Source organism: Halostella salina (genome assembly GCF_003675855.1).
GTDB classification, from domain to species: Archaea; Halobacteriota; Halobacteria; order Halobacteriales; family Natronoarchaeaceae; genus Halostella; species Halostella salina.
The window spans coordinates 65,274-88,166 of the sequence record NZ_RCIH01000004.1 but is presented as its reverse complement, the minus strand read 5'-3'; the positions used below and the strand labels follow the sequence as shown (position 1 = coordinate 88,166).

General features: G+C 69.4%; 22 protein-coding genes and 2 tRNA genes. 17 read left to right on the top strand and 7 right to left on the bottom strand.

What is annotated here, in order from left to right; all coding sequences use genetic code 11:
• Positions 1-21 precede the first annotated feature (21 nt).
• The 5 genes from D8896_RS08995 to D8896_RS08975 are packed head-to-tail and all read left to right on the top strand — an operon-like array spanning position 22 to position 4,277.
• Positions 22-1,170 carry a DoxX family protein gene (locus tag D8896_RS08995; RefSeq protein ID WP_121821767.1) on the top strand — a complete coding sequence of 383 codons (1,149 nt, stop codon included), beginning with the start codon at positions 22-24 and terminating at the stop codon, positions 1,168-1,170.
• A gap of 48 nt (positions 1,171-1,218) precedes the next feature.
• Positions 1,219-1,875, top strand: a complete 657-nt coding sequence (locus D8896_RS08990; protein ID WP_121821766.1) for an HVO_0476 family zinc finger protein — start codon at positions 1,219-1,221, stop codon at positions 1,873-1,875.
• Positions 1,876-1,877: 2 nt separating this feature from the next.
• Entirely contained in the window at positions 1,878-2,519 is a 642-nt protein-coding gene (locus tag D8896_RS08985; RefSeq protein ID WP_121821765.1) for a protein-L-isoaspartate(D-aspartate) O-methyltransferase, read from the top strand.
• A gap of 45 nt (positions 2,520-2,564) precedes the next feature.
• The gene (locus D8896_RS08980; protein WP_121821764.1) at positions 2,565-3,494 is read left to right on the top strand and encodes a methyltransferase domain-containing protein; all 930 of its coding nucleotides are present in this window, start codon (positions 2,565-2,567) and stop codon (positions 3,492-3,494) included.
• Positions 3,495-3,545: 51 nt separating this feature from the next.
• Entirely contained in the window at positions 3,546-4,277 is a 732-nt protein-coding gene (locus D8896_RS08975) for a protein-L-isoaspartate O-methyltransferase family protein (protein ID WP_121821763.1), read from the top strand.
• A gap of 21 nt (positions 4,278-4,298) precedes the next feature.
• On the opposite strand, the gene D8896_RS08970 is transcribed toward D8896_RS08975, so the two are convergent.
• Positions 4,299-4,745, bottom strand: coding sequence for a DUF7382 domain-containing protein (locus tag D8896_RS08970; RefSeq protein ID WP_121821762.1), 447 nt, complete (start codon positions 4,743-4,745; stop codon positions 4,299-4,301).
• Between the two features lie 75 nt (positions 4,746-4,820).
• Here D8896_RS08970 and D8896_RS08965 point away from each other — a divergent pair, with 75 nt between their 5' ends.
• Positions 4,821-5,870 (top strand): ATP-binding protein, encoded by a 1,050-nt coding sequence (locus tag D8896_RS08965; RefSeq protein WP_121821761.1) that lies wholly within the window; start codon positions 4,821-4,823, stop codon positions 5,868-5,870.
• A gap of 178 nt (positions 5,871-6,048) precedes the next feature.
• Here the strand turns inward: D8896_RS08965 and D8896_RS08960 are convergent.
• The 3 genes from D8896_RS08960 to D8896_RS08950 all read right to left on the bottom strand — a co-directional run bounded on the left by D8896_RS08960 (position 6,049) and on the right by D8896_RS08950 (position 6,953).
• A tRNA-Asp gene (locus tag D8896_RS08960) sits at positions 6,049-6,121 on the bottom strand.
• Positions 6,122-6,224: 103 nt separating this feature from the next.
• Positions 6,225-6,644 carry a group I intron-associated PD-(D/E)XK endonuclease gene (locus tag D8896_RS08955; RefSeq protein ID WP_121821760.1) on the bottom strand — a complete coding sequence of 140 codons (420 nt, stop codon included), beginning with the start codon at positions 6,642-6,644 and terminating at the stop codon, positions 6,225-6,227.
• Between the two features lie 236 nt (positions 6,645-6,880).
• A tRNA-Asp gene (locus tag D8896_RS08950) sits at positions 6,881-6,953 on the bottom strand.
• Positions 6,954-7,252: 299 nt separating this feature from the next.
• On the opposite strand from D8896_RS08950, the gene D8896_RS08945 reads away from it, so the two are divergent.
• From D8896_RS08945 to D8896_RS08900, 10 genes are all read left to right on the top strand, one after another.
• The gene (locus tag D8896_RS08945; protein WP_121821759.1) at positions 7,253-7,480 is read left to right on the top strand and encodes a DNA-directed RNA polymerase subunit H; all 228 of its coding nucleotides are present in this window, start codon (positions 7,253-7,255) and stop codon (positions 7,478-7,480) included.
• Position 7,481: 1 nt separating this feature from the next.
• A complete protein-coding gene (locus D8896_RS08940; protein WP_121821758.1) occupies positions 7,482-9,050 on the top strand; it encodes a DNA-directed RNA polymerase subunit B'' in 1,569 nt (522 codons plus the stop codon).
• Position 9,051: 1 nt separating this feature from the next.
• Positions 9,052-10,884 carry a DNA-directed RNA polymerase subunit B gene (gene rpoB / locus D8896_RS08935; protein WP_121821757.1) on the top strand — a complete coding sequence of 611 codons (1,833 nt, stop codon included), beginning with the start codon at positions 9,052-9,054 and terminating at the stop codon, positions 10,882-10,884.
• Position 10,885: 1 nt separating this feature from the next.
• Positions 10,886-13,843, top strand: coding sequence for a DNA-directed RNA polymerase subunit A' (locus D8896_RS08930; protein ID WP_121821756.1), 2,958 nt, complete (start codon positions 10,886-10,888; stop codon positions 13,841-13,843).
• Positions 13,836-15,038 (top strand): DNA-directed RNA polymerase subunit A'', encoded by a 1,203-nt coding sequence (gene rpoA2 / locus D8896_RS08925; RefSeq protein WP_121821755.1) that lies wholly within the window; start codon positions 13,836-13,838, stop codon positions 15,036-15,038. Before D8896_RS08930 ends, rpoA2 begins: the two co-directional genes overlap by 8 nt.
• Positions 15,038-15,472, top strand: coding sequence for a NusA-like transcription termination signal-binding factor (locus D8896_RS08920; protein WP_121821754.1), 435 nt, complete (start codon positions 15,038-15,040; stop codon positions 15,470-15,472). The genes rpoA2 and D8896_RS08920 overlap by 1 nt, the downstream gene beginning before the upstream one ends.
• 222 nt (positions 15,473-15,694) lie before the next feature.
• Positions 15,695-16,123 (top strand): 30S ribosomal protein S12, encoded by a 429-nt coding sequence (locus tag D8896_RS08915; RefSeq protein ID WP_121821753.1) that lies wholly within the window; start codon positions 15,695-15,697, stop codon positions 16,121-16,123.
• Between the two features lie 2 nt (positions 16,124-16,125).
• On the top strand, positions 16,126-16,740 hold the full coding sequence (locus tag D8896_RS08910) for a 30S ribosomal protein S7 (RefSeq protein WP_121821752.1): 615 nt from the start codon (positions 16,126-16,128) through the stop codon (positions 16,738-16,740).
• Between the two features lie 146 nt (positions 16,741-16,886).
• Entirely contained in the window at positions 16,887-18,116 is a 1,230-nt protein-coding gene (locus D8896_RS08905; RefSeq protein WP_121821751.1) for an MFS transporter, read from the top strand.
• A gap of 61 nt (positions 18,117-18,177) precedes the next feature.
• On the top strand, positions 18,178-19,539 hold the full coding sequence (locus tag D8896_RS08900; protein WP_121821750.1) for a PQQ-dependent sugar dehydrogenase: 1,362 nt from the start codon (positions 18,178-18,180) through the stop codon (positions 19,537-19,539).
• 33 nt (positions 19,540-19,572) lie between these two features.
• Here D8896_RS08900 and D8896_RS08895 read toward each other — a convergent pair whose 3' ends face one another.
• On the bottom strand, positions 19,573-20,454 hold the full coding sequence (locus D8896_RS08895; RefSeq protein WP_121821749.1) for a DUF7351 domain-containing protein: 882 nt from the start codon (positions 20,452-20,454) through the stop codon (positions 19,573-19,575).
• A gap of 74 nt (positions 20,455-20,528) precedes the next feature.
• Here D8896_RS08895 and D8896_RS08890 point away from each other — a divergent pair, with 74 nt between their 5' ends.
• Positions 20,529-20,933 (top strand): HIT family protein, encoded by a 405-nt coding sequence (locus D8896_RS08890; RefSeq protein WP_121821748.1) that lies wholly within the window; start codon positions 20,529-20,531, stop codon positions 20,931-20,933.
• A 31-nt stretch (positions 20,934-20,964) separates the two neighbouring features.
• Here the strand turns inward: D8896_RS08890 and D8896_RS08885 are convergent, their stop codons facing one another.
• Complete coding sequence (locus D8896_RS08885; RefSeq protein ID WP_121821747.1) at positions 20,965-21,723, bottom strand: DUF5781 family protein; 759 nt, start codon at positions 21,721-21,723, stop codon at positions 20,965-20,967.
• Between the two features lie 43 nt (positions 21,724-21,766).
• On the bottom strand, positions 21,767-22,846 hold the full coding sequence (locus tag D8896_RS08880) for a saccharopine dehydrogenase family protein (RefSeq protein ID WP_121821746.1): 1,080 nt from the start codon (positions 22,844-22,846) through the stop codon (positions 21,767-21,769).
• Positions 22,847-22,893 lie beyond the last annotated feature (47 nt).

The following is a 22,893-nucleotide window of genomic DNA, read 5'->3' as shown; positions in this document are numbered from 1 at the left end:
GCGCCGGCCCTAGCCGCAGCCATGTCCCACAGACGCGCCGCCGCCCTGCCGGTCGCCCTCGCCGCGACCCTCTTGCTGGCCACCGGACGGGCGCGAGCCCACGTCAGATACGTCACCGAGGGGTCGGGCGACCCAGTCGACGCCGTCCGGTTCGTCGTCGACGTGCTCGCCGTGCCGCTGCACGCGGCGCTGTTTCTCGGCGGCGGCCTGCTCGTCGCGACCGCGGCCGCCGGCTACCTCCGCTTCCGTCCGGCGGCGTACGACCTGGCCGTCCTCCGGCGGACACTCGCCGAGTACGTCGACCTCGTCCCGTGGATGCTCCGGCTGAGCGTCGGCCTCCCGCTCGTCGGCGCGGGGTTCGCGGGCTACTTCTTCAGCCCCGCGGTGCCGGCGACGACGCGGCTGTTCCAGGTGGTCGTCGGCTTCTTCCTCCTGTTCGGACTCGCCACCCGGTTCGTCGCCGCCGTCGCGCTGGCCGCGTACCTTGCCCGGCTCGCCGTGGAACCGCAGCTGCTGCTCGCGGTCGAGTACGTGGGCGCGCTCGTCGGCATCGTCCTCGTCGGGAGCGGCCGGCCCAGCGCGGACCAGATGTTCAAGGAAGTCGCCGACGACGACCGGACCCTGTACTCGAAGGTCGACCCCTTCCGCGGACTGTCGAAGCGGTTCGACGCCGTCGTCTCGCCGTACGAGGACTACGCGGCGACCGCGGTGCGGGTGGCGCTCGGCGTCACGTTCGTCTACCTCGGCTTCGTCGAGAAGCTGCTGAACCCGGGCCGCGCGCTCCTGGTCGTCGAAAAGTACGACCTGACAGCCGTCGTCCCGGTCGAGCCGGGGATGTGGGTCGTCGGGGCCGGCCTCACGGAGATCGCGCTCGGGATCGTCGTCATCCTCGGCCTGTTCACCCGCGCGAGCGCGGCTGTCGCGTTCCTGCTCTTCACGACGACGCTCTTTGGCCTGCCGGACGACCCGGTGATCGCACACATCTCCCTGTTTGGCCTCGCGTCGATGCTGTTCATCACCGGGAGCGGTCCGCTCGCGCTCGACAACTGGCTCCGTGGCCGGACGGCGACCGTCGACAGCTCGACGACGGGGACCGAGGAACGCCCGGCCGGGGACCCCACTACAGCCACCGACGGTGGAACCGATCCCGGCGATCCCGGGGCCGACTGAGACCCTCGACTCCGATCCCTTTTACGCTCACGGGGAGTACGGCCGGGTATGACTGACGTTTCCGAACGGGTACCGGCGACGTGCCCGTCCTGCTCGCCCGACGTGGAGACGGTCCACGAGGTGTTGAAGCCGGGCGGACAGGTCACGGTCCGGTGTACCGAGTGTGACCACGTCCACAAGACGAGGATCGAGGCGGACGAGCCTGTCACCCGCGACGTGGTCGTCTCGCAGGACGGCGAATCGTTCACTGCGACCGTCGAAGCGCCGCCCGAGGAGACCGTCGCGGTCGGCGAGGAGTTCGTCCTCGACACCGAGGAGGCGATCATGACGGTGCGGATCACCAGCCTCGAACTCGGCGAGCAGCAGCGGGTCGAGGAGGCCCTCGCCGAGGACGTGGAGACGTTCTGGACCCGTGCCGTCGACAACGTGAGCGTCAACGCGACGATCCACCCGAAGGAGGGGACCGGGAACCGCGAGGACACCCGGAGCGTCGAGCTGTTCGTCCCCGGCGACTACGAGTTCGTCGTCGGCGAGGCCGAGGAGCACGGCGACGAGGCGTTCGACGTAGAGGGGATCGTCGTCCGCGACGACGCCGAGGGGTACCAGTTCGACAAGCTCGACTACGACGGCGACACCGCCATCGCGAAGGACATCAAGCGGCTGTACGGCCGCGACCGGACCACGAGCGCCTGGTCGGCCTGGTGACGATGTTCGGGGGGGATCCCGACTACGCGGCGCGCCGCCGGAAGCTCGTCGACCGCCTCGCGAAGCGGGTGGACGACGAAGCGACGCTCGCGGCGTTGCGGGCGGTCCCGCGCCACGAGTTCGTCCCCGAGTCCCGCCGCGACCGCGCCTACGAGGACCACCCGCTGCCGATCGGCGACGACCAGACGATCAGTGCGCCCCACATGGTCGCCATCATGACCGATCTGCTCGACCTCGGCCCCGGCGACGAGGTGCTGGAGGTCGGGACGGGCTGTGGCTACCACGCCGCCGTCACCGCCGAGGTGGTCGGGGCGGAGCACGTGTACAGCGTCGAGTACGGCGCGGCGCTCGCCGAGCGCGCCCGCGAGACACTCGCCGACCTCGGGTACGGCGACGTGTCGGTCCGCCACGGCGACGGCCGCGAGGGCTGGCCCGAACACGCGCCGTACGACGCGGCCTACTTCACCTGTGCAGTTCCGTCGGTGCCCGATGCGGTCGTCGAACAGGTGCGGGACGGCGGCCTGATCCTCGCGCCAGTCGGGACGGAGCGCCAGCGACTCGAACTGCTCCGCAAAACCGCCGACGGGGTCGAGCGCGAGGACCACGGCGGCGTGCGCTTTGTCACGCTCCGCGGCGACGACTGAGCCGTAGCGGGACGCTTTTTCCCGGTCGCGGCCGAACGCCGTCGCATGCCGACACGAGACCGCGACGGTGCGTCGGTCGAGACGCTCGCGCTGCTGTGGGCCGCCCGCGAGACGGGCGTGCTCGACGCGCTGATGACCAGCGCCGGGACACCGACCGAGGTGGCCGCCGAGACGGGCGTCACCGAGCGCGCGGCCGAAGTCACCGTCGACGCGCTCGCCGCGGAGGGGTTTCTCGACCGGGTCGGCGACGCCTACGAGCCGACGAACCGGGCGCTGGGCTTTCTGGCGAAGACCGACGTGCGCTCGATCGGCCGTCTCTCGCGAGAGATCGACCTGTTCGACGCGCTGGCTTCCCTCCCCAAGACGATGCGGACGGGCAAGCCGCCCGCGCGGTCCGACGACTGGACGCGGAACCGGCTCGGAGCCGTCGCGGCCACGGACGAGGCGGTCGTCCGCGCCTGCGTCACCGCCGCGGTCCGCGAACGGCCCGACGCCGAACGCGTGCTGGACGTGGGTGGCGCGCCGGGGACGTTCGCGGTCGAGTTCGCGGCCCGTGGCTACGATACCACGCTCGCCGACCGCCCGGACGCCGTCGAGGTGACGCGGCCGTTTCTGGCGAACGAATCCGTCGACCTCCGGGCCGTCGAGTTCGCCGATTCCCTCCCGGACGCGGACCTCGCCTTCCTGCCAGACCTCTCGCCACGGATCCACGCCGCCGAGTTCCGGGGCCTCCTCGCCGCCGTCCGCGACGCGCTCGACCCGGACGGCGTCGCGGTCGTCGTCGACCGGCTCGCGGACCGGTCACCGCGCGCGACGAGCGTCGCGGTCGAGGCGCTGGCGACCGGTGACGGCGGCGCATACGACGCCGACGACTACCGGGACTGGCTCACTGACGCCGGGTTCGACGGCGTCGCGGTCCGCGACGTACCCGGCACCGACCGGCAGGCCGTGACCGCGACGCCCTCCAGCGGGTGAGTGACCGCGCCTGAGCGCGCGATTGATTAGCGTCGAGCCGGTAGGTCGACCATGGAGCCCGTCGTCCTGCGCGACGACATGGTCGACAGCCTCGAACACGAGGCCAAGGGGGTCGTTCGGAGCGACCGCCTCAGCGTTGCCATGCGTGCAGTTCCCCGCCACGAGTTCGTCGGCGACGAGCGCAGCGCCTACGCCGACACCGCCCATCGCCGGCTCGGCACGCGCGTCCTCGCGCCGAGCACCGTCGCCCGCCTGCTGGAAGCCCTCGACGCCGACCCCGGCGACGACGTGCTCGTCGTCGGCGCGGGCGTCGGCTACACCGCCGCCGTGCTGGCCGAAGTCGTCGGCGAGGCCAACGTCCACGCGGTCGACATCGCCCGCCGGGTGGTGTACGACGCCCGCGGGAACCTCGCAGATGCGGGCTACGAGGGCGTCCTGGTCGACTGCCGCGACGGTGCCGAGGGGCTGCCGGAGTACGCCCCGTTCGACCGGATCCTGCTGGAGGCGGCGGCAGTTAGTCCACCCGACGCACTGCTCGCCCAGCTCGCCGACGGCGGCCGCCTCGTGATGCCCGTCGGCACGAACACGCAGAGCCTGACCGTCGTCGAGGACGGCGAACGGACCGAACTCGGGTCGGTCGCGTTCGCGCCCCTGCTCGTCGAGGGCGAGCAGGCCGACGCCATCGAGCGCAACCGAACCGCCCGCGAGGACCGCGAGCGCGCCCGCCGGGAGGCCCAGTCTCGCACCGGGTGGGAGCAGGACTGGATCGACTGGGACGGCTGACACCGCCTGACCCCCCGCCGCTCACTCTTCGACCACCAGTATCGCCGTGTTCGCCCGGCGGTCGACGTACTCGTCGCCCGACGGCGGCTTGATGTCGACTTCGAGCGTTCCCTCCTCCTGGTTCGGTCCGAGCGACGGTTCGACGGTCACCGTCGCCGTCCCGTCGCCGCCGGTCGTCGCCGTCTTCGTCCCGTCGAGTTCCGCCGTGTCGCCGCGCACGACGACCGTCGCGTCCGCCACGGGGTCGCCGTCGGCGTCGACCACGAGTACCTCCACCTCCTCCTCGCCGGGCGTCACCACGTCCGGCGACGGCTCCGCGTCGAGTTCGCTCACCGCGAGGCTCCCGACGCCGGACAGCATGTTCATCATCACGCCCAGGCTCGCCACGCCCACGACCAGAGCGATGACCAGCCGGATCGGCAGTCCCTCGATCGCACGCTCGTCGTCCGCGAACCGTGTCGTTCGCATGGACCGGTCTGGTCCCGGGTTCGTTCATAAACCCTCGTCCGAGGGTTCAAGACGGAAGCCGCGACCAGCCCCGCCGTGACCGACATCGTCGGCCGCTCGGCGGACGCCGGACCGACCGCGAACCTGGGATCGTTCCGCGCCCGCGACGGGAGCCTCGGCGCGGCCTGCCGGCTCGACCTGAACGGCCCCCACGCCGCGCTCGTCGTCGGCAAGCGCGGCTACGGCAAGTCCTATACGCTGGGCGTCCTCGCGGAGGAACTCGCCCGCGCCAGCGGCGTCGCACCCGTCGTCGTCGACCCGATGGGCGTGTTCGACGGCCTCACGGCGGGCGCGGACGACGTAAGCGCGACGGTCGACCGGTCCCCTGCAGTCGCCGCCGACGCGGTCCCACCGCGGGCGTGGTGCGACATGCTCGGACTCGACCCGTCGTCCGGCCCCGGCGCGCTCGTGTGGCGCGCGGCGGCCGAGGCGGAGTCCCTCGCCGCGATGCGAAAACGGGTCCGTGACGTGGACGTCCCCGATGCCCACCGTCGCGCGGCCGCGAACCACCTCGACCTGGCCGACTCGTGGGGGGTCTTCGCGTCCGACGGGCTGACCGCAACGGACCTCGCCGACGGCAAGGCGACCGTGCTGGACGTCTCCGGCCGCGTCGCCGCGGCGATGAACGCCGTCGTCCGCGCAGTCGCGGCGGGGCTGTACGACGCGCGAGTCGCGAACGATGTCGAGCGCCTGCCCTGGCTCCTGATCGACGAGGCTCACGCCTTCTTCGACGGCGTCGCCGGCCCGGCGCTCCGGCGGCTCCTGACCCGCGGCCGCCACCCCGGCGTCAGCCTCGTCGCCGCGACACAGCGCCCCAGCGCGCTCCCCGAGGTCGCCGTCTCACAGTCCGACCTGGTCGTTGCCCACCGGCTCACCTCGCGCGCGGACCGCGACGCGCTCGAAGCCGCCCGGCCGTCGTACATGGGCGCGTCGTTCGGCGAGCGGACGCCGACTGACCCCGGCGAGGTGACGCTCGTCGACGACGCGACGGAGGCCGTCCACGCGGTGACGGTCCGCGAGCGAGACACGCCACACGGCGGTGCCAGTCCGCGGGCGAGCGACGTTGCACTCGAACCGGATGCGTAGTCGGCGGGACGAACAAACCGGCGGCACCAGCCGATCGAGAAGAAGACGCGCTGCTACGAAGCGAATGCGGAAGAAAGCGCTCGAGGCGGGATTTGAACCCCGGTCGCGGCGAAGCCGCTCCCTGCTTCAAATCCCGCAGTACAGTCGCATCGCTCCTCACGTCCGTTCGTCGCAAAAGCGCCCGAGGCGGGATTTGAACCCGCGTCACGACCGTGACAGGGTCGTATGATGGGCCACTACACCACCCGGGCTTTCGAACGCAACTCCACGTTGCTGCGGGTGTTATTAAGGGATGTCGATCTCGACTGCCAATGGTGGGCGTTGCCGTAGGACATCGGAGACGGCATCGGGAATTTAACCGAAACGGTCGGATAGCGTATATTCGTCCGCCCAGTTGATCGCGGACGCCGGCGCTTTCGGATGCGGGTCCTCGACGCGCAAACGCATCTCACCGGTTCCGGTGTCGCCGACTGGGACCCAGTACGCTGTCGCAGTCTCCGGGGAGTAGACCGCATACGCGTCGATTTCCTCGTGGGTATACTCCCGTTGCATCCGGCCGTTGGAGGTCACCGTAGACGTATACAGGTTGAACCGGACCGTCCCGTTCACCCAGTTCCCGGTTTTGCACTGCATCCTGTAGAGTTCGCCGTGTTCGTCGACGACGAGGTCGTACCGGTCGCTATCGCCGAACGGCACCGAAACGGAGAGGCCGCTGTCGAGGAACCGCTGCAGAAGGACCGCCTCAGTTTCGTCACCGCGACGTGATGCGTTCACGGAACGGCGTTGTCGCGTCCTGATATTTGAACCACGGGACGGTCGCTGAGACGGGAGTTCGTAAGAGGGATCTCTCACGGGCCGATTCGCTGACGCTACGGTTCGCTTCGCACGCCGGTTAACGTCGGCAGAAAACGCCCGAGGCGGGATTTGAACCCCGGTCGCGGCGAAGCCGCTCCCTGCTTCAAATCCCGCAGTACAGTCGCATCGCTCCTCACGTCCGTTCGCCGCAAAAGCGCCCGAGGCGGGATTTGAACCCGCGTCACGACCGTGACAGGGTCGTATGATGGGCCACTACACCACCCGGGCTTTCGAACGTGTCCTACCATTCCCCGGTTGCAACCTTAAGACTTTCCAAAGAAGACGGAGGCGACGGCCGCCACATACCGTCGCCGTCGGTTAGATCCGTGGCACGTCCCCACAAACCATTTATACGACAACGTTCTCCGTTTCGGTACTGACCAGGAACGTCGCCGCCCCCGACCGCGCCGTGTTCGCATCGCTCCGGTAGCTGTCGGTTCCGATGGAGTTGGCAAGCCTTAAATCCTCCCCGTGTGTAACAGGCTGTAGTATCTCGTGACAGCAGCTTCTCCCCCCGTCAGACACACATGGTAGACGTAAGCCAACACAACCTGGTACCCGAACACACCGTCGTCGACGAGGACGCGGTCGACGAGGTGTTAGCGGAGTATAACATCGACCGGACGGACCTGCCGAAGATCAAGCGCGCGGACCCGGCGCTGCCCGACGAGGCCGAGGTCGGCGACGTGATCGAGGTCGTCCGGGACTCACGAACGACAGACCAAGCCGTCGTATACCGACTCGTCGTTGAATAACATGGAACGAGAAGACAGACGCGCGATCTCGAAGGAGTATTTCGGCAAGGAACGGCTCGCAGAACACCACTACCGCTCGTTCAACGCGTTCCTGGGTCGCGGGATGCAGGAGGTCGTCGACGAGAAGGAGACCATCGACACGGACATCGGCGACAAGGAGGGCGAGGAGCCGGTCCACGTCGAACTGGGCGACGTTCGCGTCGTGACCCCGCGGGTCCGGGAGGCCGACGGCAGCGAGGAACTGCTGTACCCACAGGAGGCCCGCTTGCGTAACATCACGTACGCCGCGCCGGTGTTCATGGAGATGAGCATCGTGAAGGGCGACCCCGAGGAGGGCGAGGACCGCGTGGTCGACAGCACGGAGACGAAGATCGGCCGGATGCCGGTCATGGTCGGCTCCGACAAGTGTAACATCGCCGGCTTCTCCGACGAGGAGCTGATCGAGATCGGCGAGGACCCGGCAGACCCCGGCGGCTACTTCATCGTCAACGGCAGCGAGCGCGTGCTGATGACCAGCGAGGACCTCGCGCCGAACAAGATCCTCGCGGAGTACGACACGAAGTACGGCGACGAGATCCAGGTCGCCAAGACGTTCTCCCAGCGCCGGGGGTACCGCGCGCTGGTGCTGACCGAGCGGACCCGCGACGGGCTGCTGGAGGTGTCGTTCCCGTCGGTGTCCGGGAGCATCAACTTCGTCACGCTCGTCCGGGCGCTCGGCCTCGAATCCGACGAGGAGATCGTCCACCGCGTCTCCGACGACCCGGAGATCGTGAAGTTCATGCTGGAGAACCTGGAGGCCGCCGACGTCCAGACCGAGGAGGAGGCCATCGAGGAACTCGGCAAGCGCGTCGCCAGCGGCCAGGGGAAGAACTACCAGCTGAAACGCGCCAACTACGTCATCGACCGTTACCTCCTGCCGCACCTCCACGAGGAGGGCGTCGACGAGGAGGACGTGCGGATCAACAAGGCGTACTACCTCTGCCGGATGGCGGAGGCTTGCTTCGAGCTGGCGCTGGAGCGCCGCCAGCCCGACGACAAGGACCACTACGCGAACAAGCGGCTGAAGGTCAGCGGCGACCTGATGAAGGACCTGTTCCGGACGGCGCTGAACAAGCTCGCCCGGGACGTGAAGTACCAGCTGGAGCGCGCCAACATGCGCAACCGGCAGCTCTCGGTCAACACGGTCGTCCGCTCGGACGTGCTGACCGAGCGGCTCGAACACCCGATCGCGACGGGGAACTGGGTGGGCGGGCGCTCCGGTGTCTCGCAGCTGGTCGACCGGACGAACTTCATGGGCGTCCTGTCGCACCTGCGCCGCCTGCGTTCGCCGCTGTCGCGCTCGCAGCCCCACTTCGAGGCGCGGGACCTGCACGCGACCCAGTGGGGGCGCATCGGGCCCTCGGAGACGCCCGAGGGGCCGAACTGCGGCCTGGTGAAGAACTTCGCGCAGGCGATGGAGCTGTCACAGAACGTCGACGACGAACAGGAGCTGAAACGCGAACTGGCGTCGATGGGTGTCGAGGGGATCCCCGGCATCGAGGGCGTCAGCCGACGGGCGGAGGGAGACTAACATGAGCCAGCAACAACAGCGGGAGGCCAAGGTGTACGTCAACGGGAGCCTGGTCGGGACGCATCCGGACCCCCACCAGCTCGCCGAACAGATCCGCGAGGCGCGCCGACGGGGCGACGTGAGCGAGATGGTCAACGTGTCGGTGAAGGACCGCACGCGCGAGGTCATCGTCAACGCCGACGCGGGGCGGGCGCGCCGCCCGCTGCTCGTCGTCGAGGACGGCGAGACGCTCATCTCCGACGAGGAGATCGAGGCCGTCAAGGAGGGGAGCCTCGACTTCGACGACCTCGTCGAACACGGCTACGTCGAGTTCATCGACGCCGAGGAGGAGGAGGACATCTACGTCGCGGTCGACCGCGAGGACCTGACCGCGGACCACACGCATCTGGAGATCGACCCGCAGCTCATCTTCAGCATCGGGTCGGGCATGATCCCGTACCCCGAGCACAACGCCAGCCCCCGCATTACGATGGGCGCGGGGATGATCAAGCAGTCGCTCGGGCTGCCGGCGGCGAACTACCGCATCCGGCCGGACACGCGCCAGCACCTCCTGCACTACCCGCAGCTCTCGATGGTCAAGACCCAGACCACCGAGCAGATCGGCTACGACGACCGGCCCGCCGCGCAGAACTTCGTCGTCGCCGTCATGTCCTACGAGGGGTTCAACATCGAGGACGCGCTGGTCATGAACGGCGGCTCGGTCGACCGCGCGCTCGCCCGCTCGCACTTCCTGCGCACCTACGAGGGCGAGGAGCGTCGCTACCCGGGCGGTCAGGAGGACCGCTTCGAGATCCCGAGCCAGGACGTCCGCGGCGCTCGCGGCGAGGACGCGTACACCCACCTCGACGAGGACGGCCTCGTCAACCCCGAGACGCAGGTCGACGAGAACAGCGTCCTGCTGGGGAAGACCAGCCCGCCCCGGTTCCTCGAGGAGCCGGACGACATGGGCGGCCTCTCCCCGCAGAAGCGCCGGGAGACGAGCGTGACGATGCGCTCCGGCGAGAGCGGCGTCGTCGACACCGTGACGCTGATGGAGGGCGAGGACGGCTCGAAGCTCTCGAAGGTGTCCGTGCGTGACGAACGCATCCCGGAACTCGGCGACAAGTTCGCCTCCCGGCACGGCCAGAAGGGCGTCGTCGGCCACATCGCGCCCCAGGAGGACATGCCCTTCACCGAGGACGGCGTCGTGCCGGACCTCATCCTCAACCCGCACGCGCTGCCGTCGCGGATGACGGTCGGCCACGTGCTGGAGATGATCGGCGGGAAGGTCGGCTCGCTCGAGGGCCGCCGCGTCGACGGGACGCCCTTCACCGGCGAGGACGAGGACGAACTCCGCGACTCACTCACCGAGAAAGGGTTCAAGTCCAGCGGGAAGGAGATCATGTACTCCGGCGTCACCGGCGAGAAGATCGAGGCCGAGATCTTCGTCGGGACCATCTTCTACCAGAAGCTGTACCACATGGTCTCGAACAAGCTGCACGCCCGCTCGCGCGGGCCGGTGCAGGTGCTCACCCGCCAGCCGACCGAGGGGCGCGCCCGCGAGGGCGGCCTCCGCGTCGGCGAGATGGAACGGGACGTGCTCATCGGGCACGGCGCTGCGATGGCCCTGAAAGAGCGGCTACTCGACGAGTCCGACCGCGAGTTCATCCACGTCTGCGGGAACTGCGGGATGAGCGCGGTCGAGAACGTCGAACAACAGCGCGTCTACTGTCCGAACTGTGGCGAGGAGACGGACGTCCACGAGATCGAGATGAGCTACGCGTTCAAGCTCCTGCTCGACGAGATGAAGGCGCTCGGCATCGCGCCCCGACTGGAACTGGAGGACGCAGTCTAAGATGGTACGAAACCACTCACCCAAGGAGATCGGCGAAATCAGCTTCGGGCTGATGGACCCCGAGGAGTACCGCGACATGAGCGCCACGAAGATCATCACCGCCGACACCTACGACGACGACGGGTTCCCCATCGACATGGGGCTGATGGACCCGCGGCTCGGCGTGATCGACCCCGGCCTGGAGTGCAAGACCTGCGGCCAGCATTCGGGCTCCTGTAACGGCCACTTCGGCCACATCGAACTGGCCGCGCCCGTCATCCACGTCGGGTTTACGAAGCTCATCCGCCGGCTCCTCCGTGGCACCTGCCGCGAGTGCTCGCGGCTGGCGCTCACCGAGGACGAGAAGGCGGAGTTCCGCGACGAGCTCCAGACGACGATCGACCTGGGCAACGACGTCAACGACGTGACGAAGTCGGCGATCCGGCAGGCCCGCAAGAAGGACCGCTGTCCGCACTGCGGCGAGGTCCAGTTCGACATCAACCACGAGAAGCCGACCACGTACTACGAGGTCCAGCAGGTCCTCTCCAGCGAGTACCCCCAGAAGATCGCCGCCGCGATGCAGGACGAGGACGCCGACGGGCCGTCGAACCCCGGCGACCTCGCCGAGGAGACCGGCATCGACCGCTCGCGCGTCAGCGAGATCCTCTCGGGCGAGTTCCGCCCGCGCAAGGAGGACCGCAAGGCCATCGAGAAGGCGCTCGGCATCGACCTCACCGAGGAGGACATGAACAAGCTGATGCCCAGCGACATCCGGGACTGGTTCGAGGCGATCCCGGACGAGGACATCGAGGTGCTGGGCATCAACCCCGAGCGCTCGCGCCCCGAGTGGATGATCCTCACCGTGCTGCCGGTGCCGCCGGTGACCGCGCGACCCTCCATCACGCTGGACAACGGCCAGCGCAGCGAGGACGACCTCACCCACAAGCTGGTCGACATCATCCGCATCAACCAGCGGTTCATGGAGAACCGCGAGGCCGGCGCGCCCCAGCTCATCATCGAGGACCTCTGGGAGCTGCTGCAGTACCACGTCACGACGTTCATGGACAACGAGATCAGCGGCACGCCGCCCGCCCGCCACCGGTCGGGCCGCCCGCTGAAGACGCTGTCCCAGCGCCTCAAGGGCAAGGAAGGTCGCTTCCGCGGCTCGCTGTCCGGGAAGCGCGTGAACTTCTCGGCCCGGACGGTCATCTCGCCGGACCCGACGCTGTCGCTGAACGAGGTCGGCGTTCCCGACCGCGTGGCGACGGAGATGACCCAGACGATGAACGTCAACGAGCGGAACCTCGCCGACGCTCGCCGCTACGTCTCCAACGGGCCGGAGTCGCATCCGGGCGCGAACTACGTGCGCCGGCCGGACGGCCGCCGGCTGAAGGTGACCGAGAAGAACTGCGAGGAGCTGGCCGAGAAGGTCGAGCCCGGCTGGGAGGTCAATCGCCACATGATCGACGGCGACATCATCATCTTCAACCGACAACCGTCGCTGCACCGGATGTCGATCATGGCCCACGAGGTCGTCGTGATGCCGTACAAGACGTTCCGGCTGAACACGACGGTCTGCCCGCCGTACAACGCCGACTTCGACGGCGACGAGATGAACATGCACGCCCTCCAGAACGAGGAGGCCCGCGCGGAAGCGCGCGTGCTGATGCGCGTGCAGGAGCAGATCCTCAGTCCCCGCTTCGGCGAGAACATCATCGGGGCGATCCAGGACCACATCTCCGGGACGTACCTGCTCACCCACACCAACCCGCAGTTCAACGAGACGCAGGCGCTCGACCTGCTGCGCGCGACCCGCATCGACGAACTGCCCGAGCCGTCGGGCACCGAGGACGACGGCACGCCGTACTGGACCGGCCGGGACATCTTCTCGGAACTGCTGCCGGACGACCTGAACCTGGAGTTCACCAGCGAGGCCGGCGACACCGTCGTCATCGAGGACGGCGAACTCACCGACGGGACCATCGACGAGGGCGGCGTCGGCGCGTTCGGCGGCGAGGTCGTCGACACCATCGCGAAGGTGTACGGCAAGACCCGCGCCCGCCAGTTCATCAACGAGGTCGCGTCGCTGGCGATGCGCTCGATCATGCACTTCGGCTTCTCGATCGGGATCGACGACGAGACCGTCCCCGAGGTCGCCGAGGAGCGCATCAACGAGACGATCACCGACGCGAACGACCGCGTCGAGGAGCTGATCGAGACGTACGAGAACGGCGACCTTGAATCCCTGCCGGGCCGCACCGTCGACGAGACGCTGGAGATGAAGATCATGCAGACGCTCGGCCGGGCCCGTGACAACGCGGGCGACATCGCCGAGGAGCACTTCGACGACGACAACCCGGCGGTCGTGATGGCCGAGTCCGGGGCCCGCGGCTCGCTGCTGAACCTCACGCAGATGGCCGGCTGTGTCGGCCAGCAGGCGGTTCGGGGCGAGCGCATCAACCGCGGCTACGAGGACCGCACCCTCAGCCACTACAAGCCCGACGACCTGTCGGCCGACGCCCACGGCTTCGTGCAGAACTCCTACACGAACGGCCTGACGCCGCGGGAGTTCTTCTTCCACGCGATGGGCGGCCGCGAGGGGCTGGTCGACACGGCGGTCCGGACGTCGAAGTCCGGCTACCTCCAGCGCCGGCTCATCAACGCGCTCTCCGAGCTGGAGACGCAGTACGACGGCACCGTCAGGGACACCAGCGACACCATCGTCCAGTTCGAGTTCGGCGAGGACGGCACCAGCCCGGTGAAGGTGTCCTCCGGCGACGAGAACGACATCGACGTCGACAAGATCGCCGACCGCGTCATCGAGGCCGAGTTCGACGACGACGCGGCGCTCCAGGAGTTCCTCGGCGAGAAGCGGCCGGCGACGAACCTCTCGGAGCACGCCGACGCCCGGCGCTCCGACGAGGTCCCGGAGCGTAGCGAACCGACAGCCCCCGCGGAACCCCAGGTGAACGATGACTGAGATAACCGACGACATCGAGGCCGTCGTGGAGGACACGGACCTCCCCAAGCGGCTGAAAGAGCAGGTGTACAGCACGGTCGAGGAGCGCGACGGCGTCACCGTCGAGCAGGCCGACCAGATCGCGAAGGCGGTCGAGACCCGATACCTCGACACCCGTGTCGACCCGCTCGATCCCGTCGGTACGGTGAGCGCACAGTCCATCGGGGAACCCGGGACGCAGATGACGATGAACACCTTCCACTACGCGGGCGTCGCGGAGATCGACGTGACCCAGGGCCTGCCGCGGCTCATCGAGCTCGTCGACGCGCGGAAGACGCCGGACACGCCGATGATGACGGTGTATCTGGAGGACGAGTTCGCGGAGAACCGCGAGCGCGCCCACGAGGTCGTCTGGGGGATCGAGGCGACGAAGATCCTCGCGCTGGGCGACATCTCGACGAACGTTGCGGACATGCGCGTCCAGATCGACCTCAACCAGGACACGCTCCAGGAGCGGTGGCCCCGGGTCGACGACACCAACGAGATCGCCACCGAGATCGCCGGCATCATCGAGGACTCGCTGGGCGTGGAGACGGTCCAGCAGGGGACGAACGTCGAGTTCGGCCCCGAGGAGCCGAGCTACCGCGACCTGCTCCAGCTCGTCGAGGAGCTGCGCGACATCACGTTCAAGGGGATCGAGGAGGTCTCCCGCGTCGTCATCCGCAAGGAGGAACTCGACGACGGCGAGGAGTTCATCCTCTACACCGAGGGGTCGGCGTTCGGCGACGTGCTCTCGATCGAGGGCGTCGACGCGTCGCGGACCACCTGCAACAACATCCACGAGATCTACCGGAACCTCGGCGTCGAGGCCGCCCGCGAGGCGATCATCGAGGAGACGATGGACACGCTGGAGGAGCAGGGCCTCGACGACGTGAACATCCGGCACCTGATGCTGGTCGCGGACATCATGACCAACGAGGGGACCATCGAGTCCATCGGCCGCCACGGCATCTCCGGCTCGAAGGACTCCGTGCTGGCCCGCGCCGCGTTCGAGGTGACGGTCAACCACCTGCTCGACGCGGCGATCCACGGCGAGGTCGACGACCTGAACGGCGTCACGGAGAACGTCATCGTCGGCAAGCCGATCAAGCTGGGCACCGGCGACGTGGACCTGAAGATGGGCTCGTTTAGCCGGCAGTCCGAACAGGCCGACTGATGCCGACGCGCACCCTGACCGACGCGGCCCGCCAGTACATCGCCGCCTTCGAGACCGAGACGGAGGCGACAGCCCGTGACTGCGTGGTGCAGGAACGGGACGGCGACGACCGGGTCGTCATCCTCGTGACGGCCGGCGAGATGGCCGAGGCGATCGGCCCCGGCGGGCAGCACGTCCGGCGGGTGCAGGAGGCAGTCGGCAGGGACGTGAAACTCGTCGAGGACGCCGACACCGCCGAGGCGTTCGTCGCCAACGCCCTGTCGCCCGCCGCGGTGTACAACGTGACGATAAGCGAGGACGACGACACCGTCGCCTACGCCGAGGTCGCCGAGGAGGACACCGGTGCGGCGATCGGCGCGGACGGCGAGAACATCGCGGTCGCGCGGACGCTGGCGAAGCGGCACTACGACATCGACGACGTGCAGCTGGCGTAGCGCGGTCGGGACGCGACACCGGCCGACGCTGCCGACGGGGTGGGCCTTCCTCAGACGACGGCTAACGGGCGCTTTTCTCCCGAAACGCTCGCAGAACGGCTCAGTCGGACCGTCGAAACCGCCTCAGATCCCGTAATCGACCCCGTTCGCGCTCCCTCAGCGCGTAACGGCGCGCGGCGAAAGGGGACGCTTAAGTGGCTTCGTCAGCTACGGGCTGGTACTATGGCAAACGGCAAGTACGCCGGGCGAAAGCTCAAGCGGGACCGCCAGAAGCGACGGTGGTCCGACTCGGAGTACGCCCGTCGTGAGCGCGGGCTCGAGGAGAAGTCCGACCCCCTCGAGGGCGCGCCCCAGGGCCGCGGCATCGTCCTCGAAAAGATCGGCATCGAAGCGAAACAGCCCAACTCCGCGATCCGGAAGTGCGTCCGGGTCCAGCTCATCAAGAACGGGAAGCAGGTCACCGCGTTCTGTCCCGGTGACGGCGCTATCTCCTTCATCGACGAGCACGACGAGGTCACCATCGCCGGCATCGGCGGCGCGAAGGGTCGCGCGATGGGCGACATCGGCGGCGTGAACTACAAGGTCGAGAAGGTCAACGGCGTCTCGCTCATCGAACTGGTCCGCGGTAACGCCGAGAAGCCGGTGCGATAACCATGGCGGCCGAAGACCAGCCCGAGCCGGACAAACCGGCGGGCACGGACGACGAGAGCGTCGGCGCGAAGCTGTTCGGCGAGTACGAGGTCACCGGCATCGAGTACGCCGACCCCTCGACCGAGCGCTACATCACGGTGACGCCCGTCGCGCACACGATGGGCCGCCACGCCCAGAAGCAGTTCCAGAAGTCGGAGATCTCGGTCGTCGAGCGACTCATCAACCGCCTGATGCAGACCGACGAGAACACGGGCAAGAAGACCCAGGCGCTGAACATCGTGCGGGACGCGTTCGAGACCATCGAGGAGCGGGCCGACGAGAACCCCGTGCAGGTGCTCGTCACCGCCGTCGAGAACGCCGCGCCTCGCGAGGAGACCGTCCGCCTGAAGTACGGCGGGATCAGCGTCCCGAAAGCCGTCGACGTCGCGCCCCAGCGCCGCGTCGACCAGGCGCTGAAGTTCATCGCCGAGGGCGTCTACGGCGACTCGTTCAAGACGCCGACCGACGTCGAGGACGCGCTGGCCGACCAGCTGCTCGGCGCGGCCAACTACGACGTCCAGACGTACGCGATCAACCAGAAAGAGGAGAAGGAGCGCGTCGCCGCCGCCGCGCGGTAACTGCGTCGTCTCTCTTATCGTTTCTCCGCCCGCTTCGAGCGCCGCCAGCGGCGGTCCCGTCGCCTGAACGTGATCGATGCGTTACCAAAACCGCGTTCAGGGAACGCTTTTTCCCCGTCCGTGAGAGGTCCCGGCCGTGACCAGTCGTGTGGCGTGACGCCGCCCCGCCCGTCCGGAAGTACTACGCCTACCAGGCGGTGTCGTCGACGGGCTTCATCACCCCGATCTTCACCCTGTTCATGCTCGCACGGGGACTGTCCTACAGCGAAATCGCGACGCTGTCGGCGGTCGTGGCGGTGCTGGTGACCGTCGGCGAGATCCCGACGGGGTACGTCGGCGACCGGGTCGGTCGGCGGAACAGCCTCGTGGCGAGCACGCTCCTGCTCGTCGCGTCGCTGGTCGGGTTCGTGTGGGCGCGGTCGTTCCCCGCCTTCGTCGTCCTGTACGCGCTGTGGGCGGTCGGGCTGACGTTCGCCTCCGGGAGCGACAGCGCGTGGCTGTACGACACGCTCGACGGACGGGGCGACGCCGAGGCGTTCACCCGCATCCGGGGGCGCGGACAGTCAGTCAGGCGCGGGGCGAGCGTGGTGACGATGATCGCCGGCAGCCTGCTGTACGTCGTCGAGCCGACGGTCCCGTTCCTCGCCGGCGCTGCGCTGAACGCCCTCGGCGTCCCGGTGTTACTGTCGATGCCGCGAAACGAGGGGTATGCGGAGGGGACGGGCGACAGGCTCACCGCCGCCGAGGCCGTGGACGTGGTCCGGCGGGCGCTGACCCGGCCGGCGCTCCGCACGTTCCTCCTCTACGTCGGCCTCTTCTTCGGGGTCGTCTCGGCGTCGAACACGTACGTCCAGCCGGTGACCGTCGACGTGCTGGAGTCCCACGTCGCGGCGTTCGGGATCCCGGAGGAGGCGACGCTCGGCGTGCTGTACGCCGGCTTCACCGGCGTCGCCGGCGTCGCGAGCTACCACGCCGGGACGGTCGAGGACGCGCTCGGGCTCCGCCGGGCGGTGCTGTTCGTCCCGGTCGCCGTCGCCGCCGCGCTCGTCGTGCCCCGGACGCTGCCCCTCGTCGCGCTGCCGGCGTTTTTCGCCATGCGAGCCGCCGACGCCCTGCTCCGGCCGATGGCGAGCGGCTACCTCAACGACCGGATCGCGGGCGCGGGCCGGGCGACGGTGCTGTCGGCGGCGTCGATGGCGTACGCCGTCCTCCGGGTGCCGCTTATCCTCGCCGGCGGCGTCGTCGCGGACGCCGCCGGGCCGCTGACGGCCGTCGCCGGGTTCGGGGGCGTTTTCCTGGTCGCCGGCGTCCTGCTCGGGCGGTTCGCGTCGCCCGTCGTCGGTGGTTCGGCGTCCGGCGTCGCCGAGGGGACGTAGCACGACGCCGCCGGCGGACGAGCCTGGAAAGTATTTAACGCCCCTGGCCTACGCGTGGAACATGGACGACCGCTGGTCCCGTCGCAGGTTCATCGCAGCCGCGGGGATCGCCGGCCTCGCCGGTTGTAGCTCGTCGGACCCCTCCACCACGACTCCGACGACAGGCACGGGAACGACGACAACAGCCGAGCCGCAGCCGCCGGATTACGACCTCTCGACCGACCACGACGCCGAGTCGTGGGCCCGGTACGACCCCGAGTGGGAGGCGCCCTCGTCGTCGCCGCTGACCGGCGACGTCGGGACGGAGATACTCGTCGAGAACCTCGAGATCCCGTGGGACCTCTCCTTCACTGACAACGGCGAGGTGTTCATCACCGAGCGCGTCGGGCGGATCAAGTCCTTCGCCGACGGCGAGGTGCAGAACGTCACCGCGCCGATCGACGCCATCGACGCGGAGTCGGTCGAACCGGGCGAGGAGGAGCAGACCTGGTGGGTCGAGGGCGGCGAGGGCGGCACCCTCGGGGTCGCCGCCCATCCCGACTACCCGGACCCGCCGGTCGTGTACGCCTACTACACCTATCAGGACGGCGACCAGCGGTACAACAAGGTCGCCTACTTCGACGTGAGCGCCGACGACCCGAGCCGACACGCCGGGACGCTCATCGACGGCATCCCGGCCGACAACATCCACAACGGCGGCCGGATCACGTTCGGCCCGTCGAACTACCTCTGGATCGGGACGGGCGACGCGGGGCAGAAGGCGCTGGCGGGGGACCCGGAGAACCTCGCCGGGAAGATCCTCCGGCTGACGCCCGAGGGCGACCCCGCGCCGGACAACCCCGACGTCGGCGACCCGAGGGTGTACACCTACGGCCACCGCAACCCCCAGGGGATCACGTTCCTCCCGGACGCGTCGACGGTGATCGACGAGCACGGCCCGGCGGCACACGACGAGGTGAACCTGCTCGCGGCCGGCGACGACTACGGCTGGCCGGACGTGCGCACCCGCGAGGAGTACGAGTCGGCCGAGGACGTCCACCCGCCACTGATGAACACGCCCCGCTCCATCGCGCCGAGCGGGTCGGTGTTCTACACGGGCGACGCCGTCCCGGAGTGGTCGAACCGGATGATAATCGGCACGCTGACCGGCCAGCGCATCCACGTCGTCACGCTCACGCCGGAAGGCGCGGAGCTACCGCCCGCCGAGGACGGCACGCGCTTCGACGCCGGCTACTTCGACGACGCGTACACCGCCACGTCGCACCGGGCGTTCGAGAACGTGCTCGGCCGCGTCCGCCACGTCGAGCAGGGACCGAACGGCGAGCTGTACGCGATCACCTCCAACCGCGACGGTCGGTCCCGCGAGGGGTTCCCGACCGAGCGCGACGACGTGCTGGTCAGGTTCACCGTCGACGGCGAGTGAGCGCGGTCGACCGACGCCTCGCTCGCCGCTGCCTCACTCCCGGCGGGTTTCGACGACGGTCGCGTCCGCGTCGAGCGTAAGTCGGAGGCGGTCGCCGTCGACCGTCACCGGCACCTCGACCCGGAGCGGGTCTTCGGCGACGGCCTCGGCCCGCGGCGTGACCGCCCAGTCGAGCTCCCAGATCGGCGTCTCCGTCACGTCGATCCCCCGCTCGTAGTGGAAGGCGACGACCGCCGGACGAAAGAGGACGTGTGCTTCGACGTTGGCGAACATGCCCGTGCCACAGCGGTCACACACGTAGCGGACGCCGAAGGGGTAGGTGTCGAGGACGCCCTCCGGGGAGCGCTCCAGTGTGCTCGTGGTCGGCCCGTGGCAGTTGGGGCAGAAGCCGTCGACGAACCGGCCGAACTCGCGCCGGGTCCAGCGCTCCGCGACCCGGGGCCACTCCGGCCGCGGATACTCCTCGAACGCGCCGGGCGGCACGCCGAGCCTGATCACGTTCCGGTCACAGTCGTCGCAGGCGATCCGGACGTTCCACTCATCGAAGTTGGCGGCGAGGGTTCCGTCGCAGTGCGGGCAGGCGGCGTCGACCGCCACGGGATCGCTCTCGACCCCCTTGGTGTACTGCCCGGCCAGGACCGCGCCGACCACCCGCCTGCCGGCCGGCGTCAGCAGGTACCCGTCCTCGTTCTTCGCGACGAACTGGCCGACCAGCCGGTCGAGGTGGTAGTTGAACTGCCCACTGTCCTCGACGCCGGCCGCGGCTCGGAGGTCTGCGAAGCCGAGCGGCCCGTCGGCCTCGGAGAGCGCACGCAGGACGCCGAGTCGGGTGTCGTCGCCGAGCAGGCCGAAGGCGTCGTCGGCCGACACGCGCTCGACCACGCCGTCGGCGTCGTCCGCCGGGTCGTCGGTCATAGCCGCCACTTGCGAGCGGTCCCTCGTAGCGTTTACGGGACAGTTATTTGACGGTTCGCCGCGTGTCCGGTCGCATGACCGACGACTGTCAGTTCTGCCGCGTGGTCCGGGACGACGAGACGGCCCACGTGCTGTACGAGGACGACGGGACGGTCGCGTTTCTCGACCGGAACCCGGCGGTCGAGGGCCACACGCTGGTCGTGCCGAAGCGACACCGCGAGGAACTGCTGGTCGGCGACGACTCGACCGGCGTGTGGGAAACCGTCCAGCGCGTCTCGACCGCGATAGAGGCGGTGCTCGACCCGGCGGGGTTCAGCACCGTTCACACGTCCGGAAAGCTGGTCGGCAGCGTCGACCACGCGCACGTCCACCTGCTCCCGCGGTACGAGGACGACCCGGTCCACATCGCGCTGGAGCGGCGGACGCTCCGGGCGGACACGGCGGAGCGGATCGCGTCGGCGGTGGAGGCAGAGCTGTAGCGGCGGGTGCCAGTGAACTCCCGGCCCGCCGTCAGTCGGCCGCCCGTCCACCACCGCCGCCGGCGTACTCGCGGGTCGCGTCGACGAGGGCCTTCCGGTACTCGCTCTCGTCGGGGTCGTCCGCCAGCGAGCGGAAGCGCCGGCGGAACCGGTCGACGTCGATCCCGGGCGCGTCGGCCGCGGCGGCCCCTGCCAGGTCGTACAGGCGGTGGTCGCCATCGACCAGGTCGTGGCGCTCGACCATCGCCAGCGCGAACGCGGCGTTGACGGCGGTGATCTCCGGGTCGGCGGCGGGGTCGGCCGGATGGGCGACGCCGCCCGGCGGCCTGCCCGGTGCGTCGACGACGGCTCGGGCCAGGCTCGATTCGAGGAAGGCGACGAGCTTGTCCGGCGGGCCGACCGAGAGGGTGATGTCGTCGGCGTAGATGTCCTTCATGTGGTTGGCGATCTGGTAGCACTGCGTGAGCCGGCGGCGCTCGACGGACTTGCCGGCCAGCGCGAGAAACAGCGCCTCCTCCGTCGACTGGGTGTGCGAGGGGTGGCCGGCCTCGTGGCGGCGCATGTGGGCGTACTCGTGGAGCGCGAGCTCGCGGGCCATCGCGCTCGTGGCCGCCTGCCGGGAGATGTTCAGGGTGTGGTGGTCGTCGTGGTGGCCGGTCCAGGTCCGCTCGTCCGGGTCCTCGCGGACGCGGACGCGAACCGGGCGGTCCAGGTCGTACTCCGTCTCGAACAGGTCCCGCGCGCCGAGAAACGGCGCGGCCGGACCCGGTCCCTGCACGCGAACGTCCATGTCTACGCGTACCAAGGGGTCGAGGGGTATGACTCTTGCCCCGCTACGGGACTGCCGTCGCCCGCTCCGCGTCGGTGACGGTCCGCCGTACCCCGTCCACGTCGAGGACGAAGTCGGCCCCGAACGCGGAGGCCGGCGTCCCGAAGCCGTCCGGCGCGTCCCCGGCAAGGGTGCGCTCGGCGGCCGCGACGGCCGTCGCCGCCGTCACGTCGTACGGGTCGGGCGTGTCCAGACGCGCGGCGACGCGGTTGCCCGCGTCGTCCGCCACCTCGCCGTGGGTCCGGACGGTGTTGCGGGCGCGCTCCCGCTCGGTCGGTTCGGAGACGACGGCGTCGACGAGTCGGGTCAGCGCCGCCCGAACCGGGGCGCGCCCGAAGAGGGGTGCCAGCGGGGCAGTCAGGCGCATCGCCGAGACGGCCCAGTCGGGGACGGTCGCGTACACCTCGATGTTCGGGATCCCCGTCGAGTAGTACGCCGACGACACGTCGGGCCAGGGGACGGTAACGGCCGACTCGGGGCCGTCGCCGAAGTCGAACTCCCGTTGCCGCCACGCGGGCGGCACGTCGACGATGTCGCCGTCCCGACGCACCGCCCCACCACGCGGCAGCGCCCGGAGCGCCGTCTTCGCCGTGCCGGGCGAGTACAGGTCGAACCCGGCAAGCGCCAGCGTGAGCCGGTCCGCCGAGCGCAGTTGCGACTCCAGATACGCCGCCAGACAGTCGGTCGCCGCCACGTCGAACCCCACGCCCGGAACGAGCGTGACGCCGGCCTGCTCGGCCTCGCGGTCGCGCTGGGCGATCCGCTCGAACACGTCCATCTCCCCGGTCACGTCGAGGTAGTCGGTGCCCGTCGCCAGACAGGCCTCGACCAGCGGGTCGGCCGTCGCCGCGAACGGCCCGGCGCAGTTGAGGACCGCGTCGGCGTCGGCGACCGCGTCCCGGACGATTTCGGGGTATTCCAGCCCGAACACCCGGTGGTCGAGGCCGTGCTCGGTCGCCTGTCGCTCCACGCTCGCGGCGTCGCGGCCGGCGACGGTCGGGTCGTGGCCGAGTTCGACCGCCCGGTCGACGATCAGTTCCCCCGTGTAGCCGTACGACCCGTAGACGAGCAGCGTGCCTTCCATGCTCGGGGCTACGACGGGCGTTCACAAAACTGTGCGTCGCGCAGCGG

Bases quoted from the DNA above. Each gene is read 5' to 3' on its own strand.
- D8896_RS08995 (WP_121821767.1), top strand. From the start codon at position 22: ATGTCCCACAGACGCGCCGCCGCCCTGCCGGTCGCCCTCGCCGCGACC.
- D8896_RS08990 (WP_121821766.1), top strand. From the start codon at position 1,219: ATGACTGACGTTTCCGAACGGGTACCGGCGACGTGCCCGTCCTGCTCG.
- D8896_RS08985 (WP_121821765.1), top strand. From the start codon at position 1,878: ATGTTCGGGGGGGATCCCGACTACGCGGCGCGCCGCCGGAAGCTCGTC.
- D8896_RS08980 (WP_121821764.1), top strand. From the start codon at position 2,565: ATGCCGACACGAGACCGCGACGGTGCGTCGGTCGAGACGCTCGCGCTG.
- D8896_RS08975 (WP_121821763.1), top strand. From the start codon at position 3,546: ATGGAGCCCGTCGTCCTGCGCGACGACATGGTCGACAGCCTCGAACAC.
- D8896_RS08970 (WP_121821762.1), bottom strand. From the start codon at position 4,745: ATGCGAACGACACGGTTCGCGGACGACGAGCGTGCGATCGAGGGACTG.
- D8896_RS08945 (WP_121821759.1), top strand. From the start codon at position 7,253: ATGGTAGACGTAAGCCAACACAACCTGGTACCCGAACACACCGTCGTC.
- D8896_RS08940 (WP_121821758.1), top strand. From the start codon at position 7,482: ATGGAACGAGAAGACAGACGCGCGATCTCGAAGGAGTATTTCGGCAAG.
- rpoB (WP_121821757.1), top strand. From the start codon at position 9,052: ATGAGCCAGCAACAACAGCGGGAGGCCAAGGTGTACGTCAACGGGAGC.
- D8896_RS08930 (WP_121821756.1), top strand. From the start codon at position 10,886: ATGGTACGAAACCACTCACCCAAGGAGATCGGCGAAATCAGCTTCGGG.
- rpoA2 (WP_121821755.1), top strand. From the start codon at position 13,836: ATGACTGAGATAACCGACGACATCGAGGCCGTCGTGGAGGACACGGAC.
- D8896_RS08920 (WP_121821754.1), top strand. From the start codon at position 15,038: ATGCCGACGCGCACCCTGACCGACGCGGCCCGCCAGTACATCGCCGCC.
- D8896_RS08915 (WP_121821753.1), top strand. From the start codon at position 15,695: ATGGCAAACGGCAAGTACGCCGGGCGAAAGCTCAAGCGGGACCGCCAG.
- D8896_RS08910 (WP_121821752.1), top strand. From the start codon at position 16,126: ATGGCGGCCGAAGACCAGCCCGAGCCGGACAAACCGGCGGGCACGGAC.
- D8896_RS08900 (WP_121821750.1), top strand. From the start codon at position 18,178: ATGGACGACCGCTGGTCCCGTCGCAGGTTCATCGCAGCCGCGGGGATC.
- D8896_RS08895 (WP_121821749.1), bottom strand. From the start codon at position 20,454: ATGACCGACGACCCGGCGGACGACGCCGACGGCGTGGTCGAGCGCGTG.
- D8896_RS08890 (WP_121821748.1), top strand. From the start codon at position 20,529: ATGACCGACGACTGTCAGTTCTGCCGCGTGGTCCGGGACGACGAGACG.
- D8896_RS08885 (WP_121821747.1), bottom strand. From the start codon at position 21,723: ATGGACGTTCGCGTGCAGGGACCGGGTCCGGCCGCGCCGTTTCTCGGC.
- D8896_RS08880 (WP_121821746.1), bottom strand. From the start codon at position 22,846: ATGGAAGGCACGCTGCTCGTCTACGGGTCGTACGGCTACACGGGGGAA.